Origin of the sequence: Flavobacterium sp. (genome assembly GCF_044361015.1) — a bacterium.
In the GTDB taxonomy this organism is placed as follows: domain Bacteria; phylum Bacteroidota; class Bacteroidia; order Flavobacteriales; family Flavobacteriaceae; genus Flavobacterium.
Window position 1 is genome coordinate 14713 of sequence record NZ_JBIKJL010000017.1, and the last position, 22360, is coordinate 37072.

General features: G+C 33.2%; 19 protein-coding genes and 1 tRNA gene. 9 read left to right on the forward strand and 11 right to left on the reverse strand.

Annotated features, from left to right (window positions below):
* The first annotated feature begins 78 nt into the window (after positions 1-78).
* From rseP to ACIQ2Z_RS06185, 3 genes are all read left to right on the forward strand, one after another.
* Positions 79-1401: an RIP metalloprotease RseP gene (gene rseP / locus ACIQ2Z_RS06175; protein ID WP_396183278.1), complete on the forward strand. Its 1323-nt coding sequence runs from the start codon at positions 79-81 to the stop codon at positions 1399-1401.
* 88 nt (positions 1402-1489) lie between these two features.
* A tRNA-Asn gene (locus ACIQ2Z_RS06180) sits at positions 1490-1563 on the forward strand.
* Between the two features lie 196 nt (positions 1564-1759).
* Positions 1760-2335, forward strand: a complete 576-nt coding sequence (locus tag ACIQ2Z_RS06185; protein ID WP_396183279.1) for a hypothetical protein — start codon at positions 1760-1762, stop codon at positions 2333-2335.
* 272 nt (positions 2336-2607) lie between these two features.
* Here ACIQ2Z_RS06185 and ACIQ2Z_RS06190 read toward each other — a convergent pair whose 3' ends face one another.
* Together ACIQ2Z_RS06190 and gdhA are read right to left on the reverse strand one after the other, a co-directional pair.
* Positions 2608-4902, reverse strand: coding sequence for a two-component regulator propeller domain-containing protein (locus ACIQ2Z_RS06190; protein ID WP_396183280.1), 2295 nt, complete (start codon positions 4900-4902; stop codon positions 2608-2610).
* A 116-nt stretch (positions 4903-5018) separates the two neighbouring features.
* Positions 5019-6362, reverse strand: coding sequence for an NADP-specific glutamate dehydrogenase (gene gdhA / locus ACIQ2Z_RS06195; RefSeq protein ID WP_396183281.1), 1344 nt, complete (start codon positions 6360-6362; stop codon positions 5019-5021).
* Positions 6363-6627: 265 nt separating this feature from the next.
* Between gdhA and ACIQ2Z_RS06200 the strand changes: the two genes are divergently transcribed.
* Complete coding sequence (locus ACIQ2Z_RS06200; protein WP_396183282.1) at positions 6628-7416, forward strand: THC0290_0291 family protein; 789 nt, start codon at positions 6628-6630, stop codon at positions 7414-7416.
* A 59-nt stretch (positions 7417-7475) separates the two neighbouring features.
* On the opposite strand, the gene ACIQ2Z_RS06205 is transcribed toward ACIQ2Z_RS06200, so the two are convergent.
* A complete protein-coding gene (locus ACIQ2Z_RS06205; protein WP_396183283.1) occupies positions 7476-8621 on the reverse strand; it encodes a cystathionine gamma-synthase in 1146 nt (381 codons plus the stop codon).
* Between the two features lie 134 nt (positions 8622-8755).
* Here ACIQ2Z_RS06205 and rbfA point away from each other — a divergent pair, with 134 nt between their 5' ends.
* Together rbfA and ACIQ2Z_RS06215 are read left to right on the forward strand one after the other, a co-directional pair.
* Positions 8756-9148 carry a 30S ribosome-binding factor RbfA gene (gene rbfA, locus ACIQ2Z_RS06210; RefSeq protein WP_396183284.1) on the forward strand — a complete coding sequence of 131 codons (393 nt, stop codon included), beginning with the start codon at positions 8756-8758 and terminating at the stop codon, positions 9146-9148.
* A gap of 1 nt (position 9149) precedes the next feature.
* Positions 9150-10349 carry an ABC transporter permease gene (locus ACIQ2Z_RS06215; protein WP_396183285.1) on the forward strand — a complete coding sequence of 400 codons (1200 nt, stop codon included), beginning with the start codon at positions 9150-9152 and terminating at the stop codon, positions 10347-10349.
* A gap of 1 nt (position 10350) precedes the next feature.
* Here the strand turns inward: ACIQ2Z_RS06215 and dusB are convergent, their stop codons facing one another.
* The 3 genes from dusB to ACIQ2Z_RS06230 form a co-directional block, all read right to left on the reverse strand.
* Positions 10351-11343: a tRNA dihydrouridine synthase DusB gene (gene dusB, locus ACIQ2Z_RS06220; protein WP_396183286.1), complete on the reverse strand. Its 993-nt coding sequence runs from the start codon at positions 11341-11343 to the stop codon at positions 10351-10353.
* Between the two features lie 68 nt (positions 11344-11411).
* Complete coding sequence (locus ACIQ2Z_RS06225; protein WP_396183287.1) at positions 11412-11756, reverse strand: DUF5615 family PIN-like protein; 345 nt, start codon at positions 11754-11756, stop codon at positions 11412-11414.
* Entirely contained in the window at positions 11757-11984 is a 228-nt protein-coding gene (locus tag ACIQ2Z_RS06230) for a DUF433 domain-containing protein (protein ID WP_396183288.1), read from the reverse strand.
* A 247-nt stretch (positions 11985-12231) separates the two neighbouring features.
* Here ACIQ2Z_RS06230 and lepA point away from each other — a divergent pair, with 247 nt between their 5' ends.
* The gene (lepA, locus tag ACIQ2Z_RS06235) at positions 12232-14028 is read left to right on the forward strand and encodes a translation elongation factor 4 (RefSeq protein ID WP_396183289.1); all 1797 of its coding nucleotides are present in this window, start codon (positions 12232-12234) and stop codon (positions 14026-14028) included.
* Between the two features lie 60 nt (positions 14029-14088).
* Here the strand turns inward: lepA and ACIQ2Z_RS06240 are convergent, their stop codons facing one another.
* Complete coding sequence (locus tag ACIQ2Z_RS06240; RefSeq protein ID WP_396183290.1) at positions 14089-15015, reverse strand: 1-phosphofructokinase family hexose kinase; 927 nt, start codon at positions 15013-15015, stop codon at positions 14089-14091.
* Positions 15016-15165: 150 nt separating this feature from the next.
* Here ACIQ2Z_RS06240 and thiL point away from each other — a divergent pair, with 150 nt between their 5' ends.
* The gene (thiL, locus tag ACIQ2Z_RS06245) at positions 15166-16212 is read left to right on the forward strand and encodes a thiamine-phosphate kinase (RefSeq protein ID WP_396183291.1); all 1047 of its coding nucleotides are present in this window, start codon (positions 15166-15168) and stop codon (positions 16210-16212) included.
* A gap of 595 nt (positions 16213-16807) precedes the next feature.
* On the opposite strand, the gene ACIQ2Z_RS06250 is transcribed toward thiL, so the two are convergent.
* The 4 genes from ACIQ2Z_RS06250 to ACIQ2Z_RS06265 form a co-directional block, all read right to left on the reverse strand.
* Positions 16808-17473, reverse strand: coding sequence for a response regulator (locus tag ACIQ2Z_RS06250; RefSeq protein WP_396183292.1), 666 nt, complete (start codon positions 17471-17473; stop codon positions 16808-16810).
* A 2-nt stretch (positions 17474-17475) separates the two neighbouring features.
* Positions 17476-19518 carry an ATP-binding protein gene (locus tag ACIQ2Z_RS06255; protein WP_396183293.1) on the reverse strand — a complete coding sequence of 681 codons (2043 nt, stop codon included), beginning with the start codon at positions 19516-19518 and terminating at the stop codon, positions 17476-17478.
* 91 nt (positions 19519-19609) lie between these two features.
* Positions 19610-20071: a hypothetical protein gene (locus ACIQ2Z_RS06260; RefSeq protein WP_396183294.1), complete on the reverse strand. Its 462-nt coding sequence runs from the start codon at positions 20069-20071 to the stop codon at positions 19610-19612.
* A gap of 241 nt (positions 20072-20312) precedes the next feature.
* Positions 20313-21425 (reverse strand): LytR/AlgR family response regulator transcription factor, encoded by a 1113-nt coding sequence (locus tag ACIQ2Z_RS06265; RefSeq protein ID WP_396183295.1) that lies wholly within the window; start codon positions 21423-21425, stop codon positions 20313-20315.
* A 403-nt stretch (positions 21426-21828) separates the two neighbouring features.
* On the opposite strand from ACIQ2Z_RS06265, the gene ACIQ2Z_RS06270 reads away from it, so the two are divergent.
* Complete coding sequence (locus tag ACIQ2Z_RS06270; RefSeq protein WP_396183296.1) at positions 21829-22356, forward strand: DUF3575 domain-containing protein; 528 nt, start codon at positions 21829-21831, stop codon at positions 22354-22356.
* The last annotated feature ends 4 nt before the right edge of the window (positions 22357-22360 follow it).

Below are 22360 nucleotides of genomic sequence, written 5' to 3' on the forward strand. Positions count from 1 at the left end.
CCCATTCGTTTAAACCTTACTCATTTGTAAAGGGAAAACCTTACTTTTGTAATCGCTTTTGAATTTTAAAACACATCAATGGAAATACTCATTCAAATAGCACAATTAATTTTGTGCTTATCTCTTTTAGTGATACTACACGAATTAGGTCACTTTTTACCCGCTAAATATTTTAAAACACGTATTGAAAAATTCTATTTATTTTTCAACCCTTGGTTCTCTTTAGTAAAAAAGAAAATTGGTGAAACTGAATACGGAATTGGGTGGCTTCCGATGGGTGGTTATGTAAAAATAGCCGGTATGATTGATGAGAGTATGGACAAAGAACAACTCAAACAAGAGCCACAACCATGGGAATATAGAAGTAAACCGGCCTGGCAACGATTAATCATCATCATGGGCGGTGTAATTGTTAACTTTTTTCTGGCATGGATAATTTATATCTTTTTATTTTTAAATCACGGAGACAATTTTGTAGACAATTCTAAAATAACCCACGGTATCGCTGTTGACTCTGTCGGAAAACTATTGGGTCTTAGAAATGGTGATAAAATATTAAAAGTGGATGGGAAACCACAAGCTAAATTTGATCAATTACCTTTAGAAATACTTTTCGGCGACAATATTACTGTTGAAAGAGAGGGAGCAGAAGTTACTTTTGATTTATCAGATGAAGGAAAACGTGATGTTATCAAAAGAGCCGGAAAGAACTTCTTGTCTGCTCGTGAAGAAATCATCATTGACTCAATTGTACCTGGTCGACCGGCAGATATAGCCGGATTAAAGAAAGGAGATAAAATTGTTGGCTTAGATGGAATTCACATCAATTTTTTTGATGAATTTGCCACGGTGATTCAATTACACAAAAACGATAGTATTGACTTAGATGTAATACGAAATAAAGAACCTCTTGTGATTAGAGCCCGAGTGACTGAAGACTCTAAACTTGGTTTTTTAAATCATTTTCATACGCTGGAAGATGCTTTTGTAACAAAAGAGCTATCCTTTTCTGAAGCTATTCCGGCTGGGTTTAATAAAACCATTTCTACATTAACAGGTCAAATTAAACAATTTAAAATCATTTTTAATTCAAAAACAGAAGCCTACAAACAAGTTAGTGGTCCGTTACGAATGTTTAAAATTTTTAAACCGGAATGGGATTGGACATTCTTCTGGTCATTCACCGCAATGTTTTCTGTTTGGCTAGCCTTTTTAAATGTGCTGCCTATTCCGGGATTAGATGGTGGTCATGCCGTTTTTATCCTGATCGAAATGATTACACGCAAAAAACCAACAGAAAAAACCCTAGAAGTTGCCCAAACAATTGGTGTAGTTATCTTGTTGAGTTTGATGGCCTTAGTATTTGGCAATGATATTTGGCATTTAATAAAGGGAACCTAGATAAAAAAATGTGTATTTTTTTGCAGATTTTATTTGGATAAAACAAATTTCGCTCTATATTTGCACTCGCAAAAAAGGTTATATACCTTCCTCCTTAGCTCAGTTGGTTAGAGCATCTGACTGTTAATCAGAGGGTCCTTGGTTCGAGCCCAAGAGGGGGAGCAGAAGTCCAGCAGAAATGTTGGACTTTTTTTGTTTTTATATGTAATTCTCTAGCTTTTTATTAAACTTTTTTCAATTTTAATTATTTTTAAAAAATAATTTTATTTATTTTGTACTTCTTTTTCTATAATAATATTAGCCAACACTCTCTAAGAAAAAAACATCTACTTAACATTATAACATGAAAACTAAAAATATGAAAACTAAAATTTTATCATTTACAGCTATTATTTTGACATTAATTTCTTGTTCAAATGACAACGAGGAAACTTATACACCAACAACAAATCCAAACAATGTTTTGGTTTTGAAAGTTGACTATAATACAAATCAGTTTGAAGGTGGAAAAGAATTATCTTTTCCTAATACTACCTCTAATATGAACTTAACTAATCAATATGTTGCTCCTAGTGATTTTGGAAGTGTTAAAATTATTTATCAAGAATTAAACGAAACATTATTTGATGGAACAATTGTTTGGAGTGGTCTTGGACAAATTAATTATCCTCAAAATTTATTAAATGCAAATCAATTTGATACAGTTATGACAACAGATTATGTTACACCTATTTCAGGATTTGAGAATGTATTTAATCCAGATAATACAACATACAGTTATAATGAAGTATGGACTTCAGTACAAAGTTTGGTAAAAGTTAGACAATATTTAAGTTCAAATCCGAACGCTAGTGTTAAACTATTTTTATACACTCCAAGTGTTGGAATTGGAAATCCAGCAGAATGGGATTGGATTATTTTTATGAAAAACTAAAAGATAGTACATCAGGAAGTTACAAAGCTTTAAGAAAAAGTAAATATAACTTTCGCAATTTGGCACCACTTTTAACCCTTTAATTTCCCAATAGTTATAAATGCAATGATCGTATAAAAATTGTAACTTTCTCTCAGAAGTGGAGCAAAAAGAGTAATACGAAAGTGTTGGTCTTTTTTATTTTATCCCTTTTTAAATCAATAATGATTTTACTCAAAACAATAAACACCATCCAAAGACAGTCTTTTTATAGATTCATAAGCAATTATCTTCTACCGTATAATCATCACCTTTTTAACGGTGGAGTCTAAAGCATCATCCGAAGAAATAAAAATCATGTAGACTCCCGAAGCTACTTTGTATTTCCCGAATGCGGTGGTATCCCATTCAATTGTTCCGCCTTCAGAAATTTCTTCATGCACTAGATTTCCTTCAATGTCGGTAATTTTAATATTGGCTTTACTGGTTAAGCCGGAAATTTTGACAGTCCCTTCAAACCTGGGACGAACAGGATTTGGATAAACAAAGACATCTTCCAAGGAATCGCTCGGCTTGGTTGAAGTTCCTTTAAAAGAAACCATTCCTTTTGCGGTAGCGATGAAAACTTCTCCTGTTTTTCCATTAATTTCAACATCATTAATAACATTACTCGGAATTGGAGAATTGGTCGTCGTAAAATGATAAAGCGTTTCCTGCCCATTTGAGGAAAATAGAAAAACTCCTGAATCGGCTGTACCAACCCATTTATTATTTGCCCCGTCTACAGCAATATCCGTAATAAACTGTCCAAATAACAGCTCTTGTGCTAATCCTTCATCATTGATAATAATAGAACTCGTAGTTAATTCCTCTTGATTTATAAAACGATCCACAGAAGACAAAATACGAAGTCCTTTTCGGGTACCAATCCAGAGTTGATTTCGGTTATCTACTGCCACTGCTTGAACAGCCGATGACGGCAAGTTCCCTTCATTTTGTCCCTCTGTAATTTTTAATAATTTATTATTGTAATTCTCATTGAACGCTAATAATCCTTCGTCTAAGGTGGCCAACCATTTTGTGTTGTTTTTATCAATAACCATTCTGTTATTGCTTGTAAATCCGCTAATTACATTACTAACTGAAAAAGACTGCCATTGACCGTTTGTTTTTAAAACCTTAAACATATTGGCAATTAAACCATTTGAAACCCACAAATTTCCGGTTTTATCAAATGCGGTTTGTTCGACACGAATATCCGGGCCATAAGTTGGATTACCTGGATCAACCAATGATTCTAATCCACTATTTGTGGTATTAAATAAGGTAGTAGCTACATCATTTTCCAATTTTAATAAACCTGAAAAATAAGAACTGGCATAAATTTCATTTTCATTTGTAGGATTAACGGTTATTCTAACAATTGATTTAGCATTTAATAATTCCTCGAAGGGAATATTTAACCAACTATTTTCTTTGTATTTACTAATACCATATGAATCTAACGGATAAGGATTGTTAAATTGAGAATAATCTCCATAGGTTGCCCAAAGTGTTTCTGCGGGAGAAACAGTTATTGAAAAAATATTGTTTTTAGAAGGTCCTTGGGGTAACAAAAACTCAAACATATTTGGGCTATCCAAAGAAGTTTCTACCACTCCATTGTTTAAAGTACCGATATAAATAGTTGACCCAATAATGGTGGCACAACTGAAATTAGAATTTAGGTCAGGAATAGAACTATTTTGTATCAAAAGAGTTTGAGCAAATGATTCATTAAGCACAAAAACCTTAGAAGCGGTTGTTATGATAAGATTAGCCTCTCTATTCCTAATATCTAAACCAACCTGTCCTAAATTTAAAACTTCAGAAGGTATATTACCGTTAAATCGATAAACTCTATTATTATTATTTATAGCAACCAGTTGATTATTAAAAGTGACAATTTTTTTCCAATAATCAGGATTAAAAACTTCCCAAGCGTTGAAATCAATTAAATTAGGATTAGATAAATCCGCTTTTTTCAAACCATGATACAATGTGACCGCATAAATCTGATTATCTAGCACAGTTGTTTCTAAAATTTCTGTTTGACCTCCTGTCGGACTAATATAGAAAGTATCTCCAAAAGTCATATTAGAAAGTTTAAATTCTACCAATCCAAAATCACAAGAAATATAAAGTTTTTCAGCATGCTCATAAATATGGTTGATTTTTTTCTTGTTAGCCGGAATTCCACCTGTTTGATCACGAATACCAACTAAAAGTTGAATTGCCCCTGACTCTTCATTAATCATAATTAATAAACCATTATCATGACCAATAAATGTTCTATTATATTGACTACTATGATAAATAGTTGAAATAGTTTGACCGGAAAGTCCATCAACTGTATTTAGTGTTTTTAGTTCATCGTTTATTCTGTCTTTCGAAAAAATTGCCGTTTCACAAGCAGCAAACAATCGTGTAGAAGATTCGGAAAGATCTATAATTTCATTGTATGAAAAATAGCCTTTCCATAATTGATTTTGAGAAAATCCGAAAGTTGGTAAAAACAGTAATCCTATGATAGTAAAAAATTTCTTCATCCGCATTTATAAATTGACACACAAATATAGCTAAAACGAAATTATACTTCTTTTAATATAAAGGAATAAAAAAAGCTGCCTTTTCAGACAGCTTTTAATAATATTAAAGAAAGATATTAAACAACTCCTTGTGCAAGCATTGCATCAGCAACTTTTACAAATCCGGCAATGTTTGCTCCTTTTACGTAATCAATATAACCTTGACCATCTGAACCATATTTAACGCAAGATTCGTGAATATTAGCCATAATTGCTTTTAATCGTTGATCTACTTCTTCTGAAGTCCAGCTTAAACGCAATGAATTTTGAGACATTTCTAATCCTGAAGTTGCCACTCCACCCGCATTTGATGCTTTACCTGGAGCAAATAAGATTTTTGCTTTTGTAAATTCTTCAATAGCCTCCGGTGTCGATGGCATGTTTGCTCCTTCAGAAACACAAATACAACCATTAGAAATTAATGCTTTTGCTTCTGTTTGGTTCAATTCGTTTTGTGTAGCACATGGAAGTGCAATATCACATTTAACTTCCCAAGGACGTTTTCCTTCTACAAATTTTGCATTAGGATATTTTTTCAAATACTCACTGATTCTACCTCTTTGAACATTCTTAATATCCATTACATGTGCCAATTTTTCTGCATCAATACCCTCTGCATCATAGATATATCCTGAAGAATCTGAAAGTGTAACTACTTTTCCTCCTAATTCTGTTGCTTTTTCAGCAGCATATTGAGCAACATTTCCTGAACCGGAAACAGTTACTGTTTTTCCTTTGAAACTTTCGCCTCTAGTATTTAGCATACTTTGGGCAAAATATACATTTCCGTAACCCGTTGCTTCCGGACGAATTAATGAACCTCCGAAAGAAATACCTTTCCCGGTTAATACCCCGGTAAACTCATTACGTAATCTTTTGTATTGTCCAAACATATAACCTACTTCTCTTCCACCAACACCAATATCACCGGCAGGGACGTCTGTATCTGCACCAATATGTTTTGAAAGCTCCGTCATGAAACTTTGACAAAAACGCATAATTTCTATATCAGATTTTCCTTTTGGATCAAAATCAGAACCTCCTTTTCCTCCACCCATTGGCAAAGTAGTTAAGCTGTTTTTAAACGTTTGTTCAAACGCCAAAAACTTCAAAATACTCAAATTTACAGAAGGATGAAAACGAATTCCACCTTTATAAGGTCCAATAGCTGAATTCATTTGAATTCTGTATCCTCTATTCACTTGAGTTTTTCCGGCATCATCAATCCACGTAACTCGGAACATAATGATTCTTTCCGATTCAACCATACGCTCTAGTAGCATTTGGTTTTGATATTTTTTATTTTTTTCAATAAAAGGAATTACAGTTTCTGCAACTTCCTTCACAGCCTGTAAAAATTCTGGCTCATTTGGATTTTTTTTAGCTACTGCTTCAACAAAAGAGTGAATACTTTCTGTCATGATTATTAGTTTAGTAACGTTTAAAAAAACGTTTTCGTTTGATGCAACAAATATACATTTTATTAAAATATTGGTGTAATTTTTTTTATATTCTCAGTAGATTTATTTTTTTATTAAGAATTCATGATAAAAACATACAGTTATTGACATGATTTATAACAATTATTAGATATTTCAATATATATACAAGTATTTTTTCATTTTATTTTATAAGTGAATTATGTTTTTATATATTTGTCGAGAATTGATTATAAACTAGATGCAAATGCCCAAATATCTTATATTTACTTTTCTACTGTTTTTTGGAGTCAAAAATACTGTCATGGCTCAATTTGGTTTTTCACATGAAGTTGGAGTTATTGTTGGGCCAGTTGCTTTTCAATCAGACTATGGTGTACGTGGTGATGCGGGCACAAACTTAGGAAATACCGGATTTGGAATTGGATTAATTCATTATATGAACTTTTCATATCGTGCAGATTGTAATTGTTATGCCACACCAACTTATTTTAATGACCACTTTAAATTGAGAACTGAATTTTCTTATAATAAAACAAATTTAGAACACTTTGGAGAATGGGTTGATAAGGACAACAATAGGCTTTTCACTCAACAATTAAGAGCAATGAAAGGAAGTACTGCAGTAACCAATATCGGTATGCAGTTGGAATATTTCCCATTTAGTATTAGAGAGTTTTCTGCAACTCCAGGTAAATTAGGTCCATTTGTTAGTTTAGGTGGACAATTTAGTTACTACAATCCTGAAGCTTATTCAACTATGGGCCCTGGATTAGGAGAATTGCTTGAAGTAACTCCAACGAAATATATTGATGGTGTAACAAATGATGGTGGAACAGTGTGGTCTATTGTTGGAAGTGTTGGAACACGTTACAAACTAACCATTCTTTCAGATTTAATGATTGATTTAAGATGGCAATATTATTTTTCTAATTGGGTGGATGGTTTAAATCCAAATCCTGATGTATATAAAGAAAATAAATCCAATGATTGGTTGGTTTGGTTAAATTTTGGATATATTTATTATTTAGATTAGTACAAATTGACTAAAAAAAGAAACCCCGTAAAATATCACTTTACGGGGTTTCTTTTTTATTATCTAAAGGCTTGTTCAATATCGGCCAGTAAGTCATCAATATCTTCAACGCCAACGCTTAATCGCACTAAGTCATCTGTTATTCCAACTTCTAACCTTTTTTCTGCGGGAATAGAAGCGTGTGTCATTAATGCCGGGTGATTTGCTAATGATTCTACTCCACCCAGAGATTCTGCCAAAGTAAATACTTTTAGTTTTTCTAAAAAGGCAATTGAATCTGATTTTTTAGCTGATTTAAAGGTAAATGAAACCATCCCTCCAAAACCACCTATCATTTGCTTTTTTGCAATTTCGTGAAAAGGATGATCAGGTAATCCCGGATAAAAAACTTTTTCAACTTCAGGATGATTGCTTAAAAACTCAGCTACCTTCATGCCATTTTCACAATGTCTTTGGACTCTAAGATGAAGTGTTTTTATTCCTCTCAAGACCATATAACTATCTTGAGGGCCTAAAGTTCCTCCCGTTGCAAATTGAGCGAAATGTAATTTTTCGCCTAATTCTACATTTCTTACAATTAAAGCCCCAGCTATTACATCAGAATGTCCTCCTAAATATTTAGTTGCGGAATGCATCACAATATCTGCCCCTAAATCCAAAGGTTTTTGAAGATAAGGGGTTGCAAAAGTATTGTCTACAGCAAATAAGATTTTTTTATCATTGGTAATTTTAGCTATGGTTGCAATATCTGCTAATTTCATCAAAGGGTTTGTAGGTGTTTCTACCCAAACCAATTTTGTGTTTTCATTTATCAATGACTGAAATTTTTCCAAATCATTCATGTCTACAAAATGAAATTTAATACCAAAATCGGCATAAATCCTAGTAAACATTCGATAAGTACCTCCATATAAATCATCCATTGCAATAATTTCATCACCAGGCTTCAAAAGTTTTAATACGGAGTCTGTCGCAGCTAGTCCGGAAGAAAAAGCTAAACCACGAACTCCGTTTTCAATACTCGCCAAAGCATCTTCTAATGCTTGCCGAGTTGGATTGGCCGCTCTGCTATATTCATAATGATTAGTTGGTACACCCGGACTTTTTTGAGCAAAAGTCGACGTATTATAAACCGGCGGCATCACTGCACCCGTACTTGGGTCGTGGTGTTGACCTCCATGAATTACTTTTGTATTGAATTTCATATTATTATTTATTTGTGCAAAGATAAGAAGTTGAATTTAGGCAATAAAGCTTAAGTTCATAAAGATTCTATAAATAATTTCATCCGCTTTTCTAAGATAACTGTTTTCAAAATTAAAATCTGTATTTTTGCATTATGGAAACAAATAGGCAAAAGAAAATAGGTAGTGTTTTACAAAATGATTTAGTAGACATCTTGCAAGGTGAAGTTCGTAAAAACGGAATATCCAATTTGATTATCTCCGTTTCAAAAGTGTCTGTAACTACCGATTTATCAGTAGCTAAAGTATATTTGAGTGTTTTCCCTACAGAAAAAGGAGCCGTGATTTTAGCGGCAATCAAATCAAATACACCCTTAATCAAACATGATTTGTCGCAACGCGTAAAACTTCAATTACGTAAAGTACCTAATTTATTGTTCTTCATTGATGATTCATTGGATTATATTGAAAAAATAGACAAAGCATTAATTGGCGATGAAAATCCAATTGAAAATCCTGAACTTTTAGATAAAAGAAAAAAATCGTAAGTTGAAATTTCCGCTTTACATAGCCAAACGGTATTTATTTAGTGGTAGTAAAAATACGGCAATCAACATCATTACTTTTATTGCCTCCGCAGGAATCATTTTGGGTACGATGGCACTCTTTGTGGTTTTATCAGTATTTAGTGGGCTTAGAGATTTTAGTCTGTCGTTTGCTAATGATTTTGACCCGGATTTAAAAGTAGTTGCTAAAATCGGAAAAACTATCTTTATCACTCCTGAACAGGAAAATGAAATTTCACAACTCGAAGGTGTTGCAAACTTTAGTAAAATTATTGAAGAAAGAGCCCTCTTTACCTTTAATGGAAAAGATCAATTAGCCAATATCAAAGGGGTTGATCAAAATTTCCCTCTAGTTAATCAAGTAGAAAAAACCATTTTTCAAGGACAATGGATAGAAGAAAACACTGAGCAAGTTGTGGTTGGCCACGGTATTAGTCAAAAACTTTCCATGGGATTATTTGATTTGGTCAATGTCTTTGAAACATTTGTTCCAAAACCGGGAAAAGGTACTATTGACTCACCTGAGGGAGCTTTTAATCGATCCGTTTTAGTTCCTGTTGGATTCTATTTTATTAATGAAGAACTTAATCAAAAATATGTTTTTGCCAATTTAAATATTGTACAGGAATTATTAGATTATAAATCCAATCAAATTTCGGGTTTTGAATTGAAACTCGAACCAAAAGCTGATGAATCAGCTATTGTTGAATCGTTAGAAAAAATTTTTCAAAATAATATTATCATCAAAAACAGAGCTCAATTAAATGAGTCGCTTTACAAAATGCTAAATACCGAAAATCTGGTTTTGTACCTCATTTTTTCTTTGGTCATTGCTGTTACACTTTTCACCTTAATTGGAGCATTAATCATGATAATCATTGAAAAGAAATCAAACCTAAAAACAATGTTTAGTTTAGGGTCAGATTTAAGTGATTTGAGAAAAATTTTTCTATACCAAGGCTTTTTAATTTGTTTGATTGGAGGAATAATTGGTTTGTTTTTAGGAATAGTATTGACACTCCTCCAACAAAAATTTGGTTTTATAATGATAAATGCCAACATGGCTTATCCTGTCCGCTTTTCAATATTCAATATTGTGATTGTGATTAGTACAATTGCATTACTAGGCTTTTTAGCTTCTTGGATTGCAAGTAGTAGAGTGAGCAAAAAATTATTGGAATAAATTATACTGTTTGATAATTAGCATACACCTGAGCAATTTCTTCAAAAACATCCATCAATGCCATGGCACCATCGGTGGTTACTAATTTTTGTTTGTAATCTTTGAAACCGTGAACACCTTTGAAGTAATTGGTGTAGTGGCGACGCATTTCAAAAATTCCTACGCGTTCACCTTTCCATTCCATTGACCAGATTAAGTGGTTTCGAGCAGCTTCGATGCGGTCTTTCATCGTGGGTTCCGGTAAATGTTCTCCGGTGCTGAAATAATGTTTGATTTCGTTAAAAATCCATGGATAACCAATGGCGGCACGGCCAATCATCATACCGTCTAGACCGTATTTATTTTTATATTCCAATGCTTTTTCAGGCGAATCGATATCACCATTACCAAAAATAGGCATCATAATTCTAGGATTATTTTTGACACGGGCAATGTGCGACCAATCGGAATGACCTTTATACATCTGTGCACGTGTTCGGGCATGAACCGTTAAGGCTTGCACGCCAATATCTTGTAAACGTTCTGCGACTTCATCAATGTTGATGGAATTTTCATCCCAACCCAAACGGGTTTTTACGGTTACGGGAAGATTTGTTCCTTTAATGACTGCCTTTGTTAATCGAATCATCAAATCGACATCTTTTAAAACACCTGCACCTGCTCCTTTGCAAACCACTTTTTTAACCGGGCAACCAAAATTAATATCCACTAAATCGGGTTGAACAGCGTCTACAATTCGGGATGATAGTTCCATGGCTTCTTCATCACCACCAAAAATTTGGATTCCCACCGGACGTTCATAATCAAAAATATCCAATTTCATTTTGCTTTTCATTGCATCACGAATCAAGCCTTCGGAGGAAATAAATTCCGAATACATCAAATCGGCACCGTGCAATTTGCACAAGCGACGAAACGGCGGATCACTCACATCTTCCATTGGGGCAAGGAGTAAGGGAAAGTCGGGTAAAATGATGTTTCCGATTTTAGGCATTGGAATTTTTTTGCAAAGATAGGGAAACGGGTGGGGTTTGCAAAATGGGCTATTTAAACCTAACTAGTTTATATTTTTCTAATTCGAATGCTCTTTGTAGTAATTACAACAAATGAATAATTTTTTATCGTGTGATTAAGTAGAAATTTTAACAATATGGAAATTATCTTCTCTAATTCAGAGTAATGATACCGTAATAAAATGACGCTTACTTGATTTTGATTGTATGCAAATACTAAATCTCCAAAATCTTTGTCCTCGGTTAGAATAATTTTTGGAGGATTTTGAGCTAATTTAATTATTTCTAAATCTGATATACCTCTGTAATTATCAAAAATTGAAATCATTTCAATTTTATTTTTAACCAACGTTTCAATTATTGGTAAAGGAATATTTTCGTCTGCAATAATCATCTAAACATCTAATAATTCTTCATTACTGATAACATTTGCAGCATAATCCAACACCGCCATTATTTGTTTGTATGTAATTTGAGGATACATTTTAAGTAAATCTTCTATGATTGCTCCTTCTGATAATTTTTTTAAAATTAGTTCAACCGTAATTCGTGTTCCTTTAATTGTAGGTTTTCCGTTCATTATTGCTAGGTCTCTAACAATTATTTCCTTTGTTGCATTCATAACTAAGTAGTTGAGTAAACAAATATACTAATTTTTACTGGTTTCAGGTTTAAGGTTTCAAGTTTCAAACCTAAAAATGAAAACTTTACTTTATATTTGCACACAATTCGCTAAGGAGCAGGGTTTGCGTTAGGGATTGCAGTGGAAAGCCCACAGGAACGGTGTAGCGATAGCGAAACCGTGACGAGGACATGGAACGAAAAGCCCGACCCTTGGGAAACGCCCAATAAAATTGAACTAAACGAAGATGAAGAACATACGAAATTTTTGCATTATTGCTCACATTGACCACGGTAAAAGTACGTTGGCCGACCGATTATTGGGGGCTACGCAAACGGTGACGGCTCGTGAGGAAAAGGCTCAATTGCTGGATAATATGGATTTGGAGCGAGAACGTGGGATTACGATTAAGAGTCACGCGATTCAAATGGAATATACGTACAAAGGCGAAAAATATATTTTGAATTTGATTGATACGCCCGGACACGTGGATTTCTCCTATGAAGTTTCGCGATCCATTGCCGCTTGTGAAGGGGCTTTGTTGATTGTAGATGCGGCCCAAAGTATTCAGGCTCAAACGATTTCCAATTTATATTTGGCTTTAGAAAACGACTTGGAAATTATTCCGGTGTTGAATAAAGTGGATTTGCCCAGTGCCAATCCGGAGGAAGTGAGCGACGATATCATCGATTTACTGGGTTGTAAATTAGAAGATATTATTCACTCTTCGGGTAAAACCGGTTTTGGTGTAGAAAATATTTTGGCGGCGATTATTGAAAAAATCCCAGCTCCAAAAGGAAATGTTGATGAACCGTTGCAGGCGTTGATTTTTGACTCACATTACAATCCGTTTCGTGGTATTGAGGTGATTTTCCGAGTGAAAAATGGTGAAATTAAAAAAGGTCAGAAGATTAAATTCATGGCCACTGGGAATGAATATTTTGCGGATGAAGTGGGGACGTTAAAATTGAATCAAGTTCCAAAAAACGTGATTTCAACTGGCGATGTTGGGTATTTAATTTCGGGTATTAAAGAAGCAAAAGAAGTTAAAGTAGGAGATACATTAACCGATGCTAAAAATCCTACCACCAATATGATTACAGGTTTTGAGGATGTGAAACCGATGGTTTTTGCCGGAATTTATCCTGTTGACACCGAAGATTATGAAGATTTGCGTGCTTCGATGGAAAAATTACAGCTAAACGATGCAGCGTTGGTTTTTGTTCCTGAAAGTTCTGCTGCTTTAGGTTTTGGTTTCCGTTGCGGATTTTTAGGAATGTTGCATTTAGAAATTATTCAAGAACGCTTGGAACGTGAGTACGACATGACCGTGATTACAACAGTTCCCAACGTTTCCTATCATGCCTTTACCAAAAAAGAACCGGAAACGATCTTGATTGTAAATAATCCATCTGATTTGCCCGAACCATCAAAATTAGATCGAGTAGAAGAACCATATATTAAAGCTACCATCATTACCAAAGCAGAATTTGTGGGTAATGTAATGAGTTTGTGTATTGAAAAACGCGGTGTAATTACCAATCAAACCTATTTAACTACTGAGAGAGTTGAATTGAATTTTGATATGCCGTTGGCTGAAATTGTATTTGATTTTTACGACCGATTGAAAACGGTTTCCAAAGGATATGCTTCGTTTGATTATTCACCTATTGGGATGCGTACCTCAAAATTAGTAAAATTAGATGTGTTGTTAAACGCTCAATCAGTGGATGCTTTGTCGGCTTTGATTCATGAAGACAATGCCTATAATATTGGTAAGAAAATGTGTGAAAAACTGCGTGAATTGATTCCGAGACAACAGTTTGACATTCCGATTCAAGCCGCAATTGGTGCAAAAATCATTGCTCGTGAAACGATAAAAGCGTTGCGAAAAGACGTGACCGCCAAATGTTACGGTGGAGATATTTCCCGTAAACGAAAACTGTTGGAAAAACAGAAAAAAGGGAAAAAGAGAATGCGTCAGGTGGGGAATGTAGAGATTCCACAAGAGGCTTTTATGGCGGTTTTGAAGTTGAATGATTAGAGACGTTGCAGTGCAACGTCTATACGATACAAACCCAATGACGAGAGTTGTTGGGTTTTATTACTTCATATCTTCAAACAATTTCATAGCATCATCCCGATTAAAAAGTTGTGTTCCTTCATTCATGGTGGCTGCTGTACCACATGAAACTCCCCATTTTAGAACTTCTTTAAATGATTTGTTTTGAGATAAAGCCCAAACCATCGCACCAACCATACTGTCACCAGCACCAACAGTACTCTTTTTGATGACTGCTGGAGCTGCAACAAATTCTGTTTGATCTTTTGTAACTAAAATGGCACCATTTGGACCAAGGGAAACCACAACTATTTCTACGCTTTGATTTTGTATTAATTTTTTAGCTGCGCCTTCTACTCCATTAAGTTCTAATCTCTCAACATTCATTAATTTTGCTAACTCCCCTATATTAGGTTTTATTAAATAAACCCCTGTTTCAAGTACCTTTTGTAAAGCTTCACCAGCCGTGTCTACAATAATTTTTGTATCTGAATTTTTCATCAAGACACAAATCGTTTGATAAAAACTAGAAGACAGACCTTCGTTTATACTTCCACTGATGACTAAATACTTGGGTTTTAAATTAGTTATTGTAGCCATAATTTGCGCTTGTTCTGTTTCGGAAATAGCGGCACCCGGAAACCCAAAACGATATTGTGATTGTGTTGAAACATCATAGGCTACAAAATTTTCACGAGTCCAATTTTTAGTTAAAATCACATGCGAGGCAATTGTTTCTTTTTCAAAACATTCTTGCAACATTAGACCAATTGGTCCTCCAGAAGTATAGATACACATCGATTCTCCATTCAATCTAGAAATTGCTTTAGAAACATTAATTCCGCCACCACCAGCATCATACCTAGGTGTCTCACATCTTATTTTTTGCTCAGGAATTAATCCTGAAAAATTAGCACTTTTGTCAAGAGCAGGATTTATTGTGAGGGTAACTATGTCAAAATTTTTCATTTTTATACGTTTCATAATATTATATAAATTTAAGAATATAATTTGTTTCTAAACCCAACCTAGTCCTTTAGTATTTTAAACTTTGTACCTTTGCAACTTAAAATAATTTATATTTGAAATAATACGATTGTTTCGTTACCTAAACTAATTATGATAGAAGACAAAAACCCTCAACGCACTTCCATCGCTCAATTAGGCGAATTCGGTTTAATTGACCATTTAACCAAGCATTTCGAAATCAACCAACCATCCACCCTCAAAGGAATTGGTGATGATGCTGCAGTACTGGATTTTAAGGACAAAAAAGCTGTTGTTACCACCGATTTATTAATTGAAGGCGTACATTTTGATTTGGCTTATATGCCGTTAAAACATTTGGGTTACAAAGCCGTGGTGGCTAACGTTTCCGATATTTGTGCAATGAATGCAAAACCTACGCAAATCACGGTTTCTATTGCGGTTTCCAACCGATTTCCGCTTGAAGCATTAGAGGATTTATTTGACGGAATCACACACGCTGCTAAAGAATATAATGTGGATGTAGTGGGTGGCGACACTACTTCTTCGCAAAAAGGATTAATTATTTCAATTACCGCCATTGGAGAAGCTAAAGAAGAAGAAATTATATATAGAAACGGGGCTAAAGAAAATGATTTGGTTGTTATAACCGGTGATATTGGTGCTGCCTATATGGGTTTACAAGTTTTGGAACGCGAAAAACAAGTATTTCAGGTCAACCCGAACAATCAACCCGATTTAGAAAATTATACGTATTTAATCGAACGGCAATTGAAACCGGAAGCTCGCACAGATATTCGTGAATTATTAGAAAAATTAGAAGTAAAACCCACTTCAATGATAGATATTTCAGATGGATTGTCATCTGAAGTGATGCATCTTTGCAAACAATCTAACGTTGGCTGTACAATTTATGAAGAAAAATTACCGTTAGATCCTCAATTAATATCTGTTTGCGAAGAATTCAATATTGATAGTACTACTGTAGCTATTAATGGTGGGGAAGATTATGAATTATTGTTCACTATAGCTTTAGAAGATTTTGATAAAATAAAAGCGAACCCAAACCTTACTGTAATTGGTCACTTCAATAAACAATCGGAAGGAATACATTTAGTTACCCGAGCCAATCAAAAAATAGAAATGAAAGCTAGAGGTTGGAATGCCATGGAAGAATAACTATTTGATTTAAAAACTAAAAAAAGCGAGATATTGGGGTGTTTCGCTTTTTTTAGTTTTGACTTTTTAAGTAGTTGTCTTTGGTTTGAATAAGATCTTTCGTTGGGGCAAAAGGGTGGTATTTCTTCTTCAGGTTCGACTACTTAGTTACGTTCTTAGGTCAATATTTTTATTATGATAATTCTTTGTTATTGATGATGTAAAGATAGCCTGGTGCTTTTCATTTTCAAATACGGTTCTCCGCAGAATGTATTACGGGTTCACGCATTTTTTTGATGTGGTTTCCCGTAATTGAAATTTTACTGATTATATATTAAAAAAAGGCATTAAAAAAAGCAATAGTTTGGGGCCTATTGCTTTTATGATTTTTTTGAGTGACCGATAAGTAGTTTAAGTCATTGGGGACTTACAAAAAGGTGGTATTTGAATCGGGTTACTCTGTTTTGTTCTTAGATTGATTTGTAAATTCTAATCTGCTAACTAACTCGATATAAAAGTATATTGATTTTCAATACTTTAATTACGGTTTCCCACAAAAAAGAATGTGGTTTTACGCCAATTTTACTACGGTTAGTTCAAATAAAAAAGGTGGTGATTAAATCAACCCCTTGTTTTTTGCTTCTGTTATAAGCTCTATATCACTACTTCCCTTTACGCTAAGAATTTCTTTCAAATTTAATTTTCGCTTTTCAATGGCACTTAATGAAAGTGGGACATAACTGGGAAGATCTTTGGTTTTAACTCCTTTAGATAAATGAAATAATATTTGTTTATCAAATTCATCAACCTGTAGATTTTCGTATTGAGATTGACTCACAAACTTTACTACTGTTTGACTGTAATAATTATCATTATTTAAAATTTTATTAAATGCATTCAATAATTCATCAAAGGTCAAATCATTTTTAATAATTAGTCCATTCGGATTAATCTCTTTAATAATTGAATTGATTTTGATTAACTCGGTGTGCATGGTCAACAAGATGATTTTACAATCAGGCATCAGCTTACGAAGCAATTTAGCCAAATCCTCTCCTGACATAATGTTTTTTTCCTCATAGGGAGGCATACTTATATCTAGAAATGCAATATCAAACGGTTGTGATGTCGTTGTAATAATTTCATAAGCTGATTTACAATTATTGGCCTGAGTGGTTGTATATTCAAAGTTATTAGCACTGTAGCTTTTTAAAGCATTTTTGTAGGCCTCAATGATGAATGGATGATCATCAACAATAATAATTTGGTAATTTTTTGACATGGCTATGTAGTGGGTTGTTGTTCTAATGGTATATCAATGGCAATACTTGTTCCTTTTCCTTTTTTTGATTTTAGTTCAAATGTTCCATGGCAAATAGTTACGCGAGATTCTATATTTTGCAAACCAATTCCTTTGCTTTTTTTATCAACATCAAAACCAACACCATCATCAATTATATTGATATGCAGATTATCGGCATCTTTAATCAGATTAATAGAAATGTTTTTAGCCGCTGCATACTTATTAATATTTTGTAACGACTCTTGAATAATGCGGTAAACATTAATTTTTATATTGTTACCCACTTTGTCCCACTTAATTGCTGAATCAATGCTGTACTTTAAATCTGTATCTTCAGATAATGTTTTCTGTTCTTCGAATAAATTGGTTAAGATGGCCACAAAGTTATTAATCAAGGCATATTTCTCTCTATTCAATTCATGAGAAATCTCTCGAATATCTTGTTCAATATTTTTTAATTCTGAAATATAATGATTTCTTCCGGCAACAGCCTGCGCATCGTCTTTTTTATTTAAACTATCCAAATTCAACCTTGCTCCAAACAAACGGCCTAGCACTCCATCATGTAACTCCTGACCGATTCGTTGTTTCTCTTTTTGAATAACTTCATCTAATTTTTTTTGTTGACTCAACATCAAAGCATATATTTCCTCATTAGCACGTTGTTGAGCTTCACGTAATTTAAAACGGGCATTTCTACTTCGTTGATCTCGAATAATGTAAAGCAAAACAACAATAAAAAATGCTAATAATGCAAAAAAAATAATATTTCGATTTTGAATTGTAAGTTGTTCTTTTTGTCGCTTGAATTCATCTGTTTCAAATTCAATTCGAGCAAATTTTTCACTGACCTTTCTTTCAGTTTGTATTAAAGTATCACTTAAACTAACATATTCTTTTGAATAAAAATTACTTTTTTCTGTTTCAACATTTCCTAATTGCTTTAAAGTTAACAACTGATGTCCTATACTATTTGAAGATAATGCAAGACTATGTGCTTCATTAGCATATTTTAAAGCACTGTCTTTTTGCTTTTTAGCATCATAATATTCAGATATGTGAATTTTGTTAACAATTATTCCGGTTGTAATTTTCAAACTGTCTCTAATCTTCAAAGCTGTATAAAAAGAACCGGGTAAATCTGTAAAATCATTCTCTTTTAACTTGGCATGTGCAAGGTTATCTAAAACCATAGCGTAAAGAAAAGGGTCGTCCTTCTTTAAATTAGGCTCATTAAAAGCTACTCTAAAATTCTGCAAAGCTTGTGCAAAATCATTCTTATTTTTATAAATTAATCCTATATTGTTAAGCGTGCTCGCTCTTCTTTGCATAAAGGTTGGGATTTCATTTCTATCTACGATTGCCAATGCTTTTTTATGAAAATCAATTGCATTATCATATTCAGTCAATTCCGTTAAACACATCCCGATTAGACTTAAAGCTTGGTATTCTAAATAACTGTCTTTGCCCAACCGTAAAAACTTCATCGCGATATAAGCCGTGTTTTCTGCTCCTCTAAAATCGCGATTGTTGAATTGGATTTCTGCTTTGTTTAAATACATTTCCCCAATATTGAGGTTGTCTTTTAGTTTTATATATTCTTTCTCTGCTTGATTGTAATATAAAAAAGCACTATCACTTTTAGTTATTTTTTTATAATAATCCCCCAAAAAAGTATAAGCTCTTGCAGAGTTTAAAGTATCTTTAACTTCAACAGAAAGATCTTTTGCTTTCTCAGCAACTTTTTTAAAATCATCAAACTTGTCAATATTAAAATAACGTATGGCTATTCTCAGGTAATTTTTTCGATTGGTGGAATCATTTGGAAGTGTCTCTACTATTTTTAGTGCTTTTCCATTATTTAAATAACGTTCATTAAATTTTAAATTATTATTAAATGCATTCTCTAAAAATATCTCAAGAGAATCTTGTTTTTTTGAATTGTCCGAAAAAGTATTTTTATTATCGGAACAATACACCAAAAAAACAAAGACAAAGGCTAAAAAAAACGTTCTTTTTTTCAAGTTGTGTAAATTATGGCTGGCCAAATATAAATAAAAAAAAAGACTACTTTAAAAAAGTAGTCTTAAATATATTTTTAAGGTTAACAGAAATCTAAACCAAATCTCTTTTTCTTGCTGGACTTGTTGAATATTCTCCTGTTTCTGTTACCATTACTAAATCTCTTTTTCTAGCAGGGCTTGTTGAATACTCTCCAGTTTCTGATGTTGATTCAGATACACGTGGTAAATCTCTTTTTCTCGCTGGACTTGTTGAATATTCTCCTGTTTCAGTAGTCATTACTAAATCTCTTTTTCTAGCAGGACTAGTTGAATACTCTCCAGTTTCTGATGTTGATTCAGATACACGTGGTAAATCTCTTTTTCTCGCTGGACTTGTTGAATATTCTCCTGTTTCAGTAGTCATTACTAAATCTCTTTTTCTAGCAGGACTAGTTGAATACTCTCCAGTTTCCATTAACTGAGGTTCGTTACTTGTTAATGTGCTTTCAGTTAAATCTGTTGAAGAAACAGAAGCAAACATAAACAATCCTAAAAATGCAAATAATGTCTTCATGGTATTTTTTGTTTTAAGTTATTTCGTAAATTAAATTTTTGGTGCTATTCTTGAATAATGGTGTGATGTACTCATTAACTGTGATTATACAGAAAGATGGCTGCCTAACGTGGGGATACCTTTCAATCAGGACGTAAAAGTAAAGTGCATCTCTAGTACAGCCAATAAAATCAAGGGGTAAATGGTGAGTGTAATCCTTTTGGGTGTGGATTGGTATTAAATCTTGGTAGAATAGAGTTTTTTAAATGTCTTTAAAATCTGACCCCGCTAATTGGGCAATAATAAGTTCAACATTCTCTTTATAACTCTTTGAAAACGGAAGTTGTGTTTTCGTGTTTTTTATGTAACAAACTGTATTTCCCGTGTGAACTCTTGAAACATAATTTTTATTGACAATATAGCTGTTGTGAATTCTAAAGAAGTAATTAGGTAAATTTTCTTCAAAATATTTTAATGTTTTGAATGCTATAATGACTTCTCCATTATTCATGGTGATATCCGTAGAATTATTATCTGCCTTCAAAAAAGCAATTTCGTCTAACTCTAAAAAGCGATAATCACCATACGATTTTATGCAAATTAAATTACGGCTTACTTCTTCATTTACTTTGCTATTTACAGAAGAATCTTTTGAAATCATTTTAATTTCTGAAAGCAATTGTTCTAAATCAACCGTAATTTTGTCTTGAGGCAAATGCTTTTCAATCGTTTTTACAAGTTGATTTACAATAAGCTCCGTGTTCATCTCTGATTTCTGGCTATTAGCCATTTCCAGAAGTGCCTCTTTAAGTCCGGCTATTTCATTTCTTAAAAGCGAAAATAACTCATCCTTTAGTGATTTGTCAGAAGTAGGCTCCGCTTTTAAAGAAATTGGCTGGTTTGATGTCTCCTTCTCCTTTAAAAACGCTTCTTCCGGTTCACTATTTTTAAACTCTTGAAGCTTACGTGGCTCAGGATTTAAAGGAATTACGGGAATATCAATGGTTTTTTCAAATCGTAATAAGGCTTTACGAACATCGCTAATTGCAAATGGTTTAATCAAAAAATCCAACACATCATATTTTACCGCTTCAAATGCTTTGGAAGAATCATGTGAAATGGCAATAATTTTTGGTATTTTTTTTAAATATCGATGTAATTCATTGATTAACAATAAGGAAAGATTGGAAGAAGTGGAAATTGGATTGATTTCCAGGAAAACAAAATCAGGTTGACATTCTAAGACTAAGTTTAAAGCATCATCATACTGTGTAGCTGAGCCTAAAAGTGTAAAATTTGAAAAACTTTCCATTACGGACTGTATTTTCAAAATACTTTTAGTATCATCGTCAAGAATGATATATGAATACTTCATAAACCTATCAAATCAAATCAAAAACGGAGGAAGCACCAACAACCTTTCGTTCTTTTTTTTTGTTATATTATGCTGATTTGTAGGTTATTTGCGTAAAAATAAGGGGCGGTTTTACACTTTAACAATTTTACTTATAATAATCGGGGTATTTTTGTGTAAATCATTATAATTATTAACAAACATAAGTTAAAAAAAGTCCTTTAAAAAGTAATTTTCTAACGTTTCGATAACACGCAAAAATTTCCGATTAAAAACTAGTATAACCTTTTTACTAAAAATTAAATCCCTATAAAAACGTCATTGAATGAAATAAATTAAATCAAGAAAATAAAGAATTTTCACAGACTTTTATACGAAAAATGGCATGTTATTTGTTACTTTCGTAAAAAAAATCAATTAAATTATGAGAAAAACACTTTTTTTACTTATTAGCCTGATCGGCTTTTCGTCTTTTGCACAAGAAAATGAAATTCCGGAATTCAAAAGGAATGAATTGAAAGGAAATGCTTTATTTTTAGTTTTGGGGAGTTTTGAAGCTACTTATGAACGATTATTAAACGAAGAATCAGGCATTGGAATTAGTGTAAACATTCCTTTTACCAAAGATCAAGATGTCGTTTTTTCAGTTACACCTTACTATCGTTTCTATTTTGGTAAAAAACCGGCAGCCGGATTTTTTTTAGAAGGTTTTGGGATGTTGAATCAAGTGGATGACTATGTTTATGATTATAATGGTTATTACCAAGATGCTAACAAAACTATCACTGATTTTGCCTTTGGTATCGGCGTTGGCGGAAAATGGGTTTCTAAAAGAGGTGTTCTTGTTGAAATTAATGCCGGCGTTGGCCGAAACTTATTCAGTGAATATAATGACACTCGCGATTATGAATTTATTGGAAGAGGTGGTATAACTGTTGGATATAGATTCTAATAAA

What these genes read in the sequence shown, in the direction of transcription:
- rseP (WP_396183278.1), top strand. Translation starts at nt 79, where the DNA reads ATGGAAATACTCATTCAAATAGCACAATTAATTTTGTGCTTATCTCTT.
- ACIQ2Z_RS06185 (WP_396183279.1), top strand. Translation starts at nt 1,760, where the DNA reads ATGAAAACTAAAATTTTATCATTTACAGCTATTATTTTGACATTAATT.
- ACIQ2Z_RS06190 (WP_396183280.1), bottom strand. Translation starts at nt 4,902, where the DNA reads ATGAAGAAATTTTTTACTATCATAGGATTACTGTTTTTACCAACTTTC.
- gdhA (WP_396183281.1), bottom strand. Translation starts at nt 6,362, where the DNA reads ATGACAGAAAGTATTCACTCTTTTGTTGAAGCAGTAGCTAAAAAAAAT.
- ACIQ2Z_RS06200 (WP_396183282.1), top strand. Translation starts at nt 6,628, where the DNA reads ATGCCCAAATATCTTATATTTACTTTTCTACTGTTTTTTGGAGTCAAA.
- ACIQ2Z_RS06205 (WP_396183283.1), bottom strand. Translation starts at nt 8,621, where the DNA reads ATGAAATTCAATACAAAAGTAATTCATGGAGGTCAACACCACGACCCA.
- rbfA (WP_396183284.1), top strand. Translation starts at nt 8,756, where the DNA reads ATGGAAACAAATAGGCAAAAGAAAATAGGTAGTGTTTTACAAAATGAT.
- dusB (WP_396183286.1), bottom strand. Translation starts at nt 11,343, where the DNA reads ATGCCTAAAATCGGAAACATCATTTTACCCGACTTTCCCTTACTCCTT.
- ACIQ2Z_RS06225 (WP_396183287.1), bottom strand. Translation starts at nt 11,756, where the DNA reads ATGATTATTGCAGACGAAAATATTCCTTTACCAATAATTGAAACGTTG.
- ACIQ2Z_RS06230 (WP_396183288.1), bottom strand. Translation starts at nt 11,984, where the DNA reads ATGAATGCAACAAAGGAAATAATTGTTAGAGACCTAGCAATAATGAAC.
- lepA (WP_396183289.1), top strand. Translation starts at nt 12,232, where the DNA reads ATGAAGAACATACGAAATTTTTGCATTATTGCTCACATTGACCACGGT.
- ACIQ2Z_RS06240 (WP_396183290.1), bottom strand. Translation starts at nt 15,015, where the DNA reads ATGAAAAATTTTGACATAGTTACCCTCACAATAAATCCTGCTCTTGAC.
- thiL (WP_396183291.1), top strand. Translation starts at nt 15,166, where the DNA reads ATGATAGAAGACAAAAACCCTCAACGCACTTCCATCGCTCAATTAGGC.
- ACIQ2Z_RS06250 (WP_396183292.1), bottom strand. Translation starts at nt 17,473, where the DNA reads ATGTCAAAAAATTACCAAATTATTATTGTTGATGATCATCCATTCATC.
- ACIQ2Z_RS06260 (WP_396183294.1), bottom strand. Translation starts at nt 20,071, where the DNA reads ATGAAGACATTATTTGCATTTTTAGGATTGTTTATGTTTGCTTCTGTT.
- ACIQ2Z_RS06265 (WP_396183295.1), bottom strand. Translation starts at nt 21,425, where the DNA reads ATGAAGTATTCATATATCATTCTTGACGATGATACTAAAAGTATTTTG.
- ACIQ2Z_RS06270 (WP_396183296.1), top strand. Translation starts at nt 21,829, where the DNA reads ATGAGAAAAACACTTTTTTTACTTATTAGCCTGATCGGCTTTTCGTCT.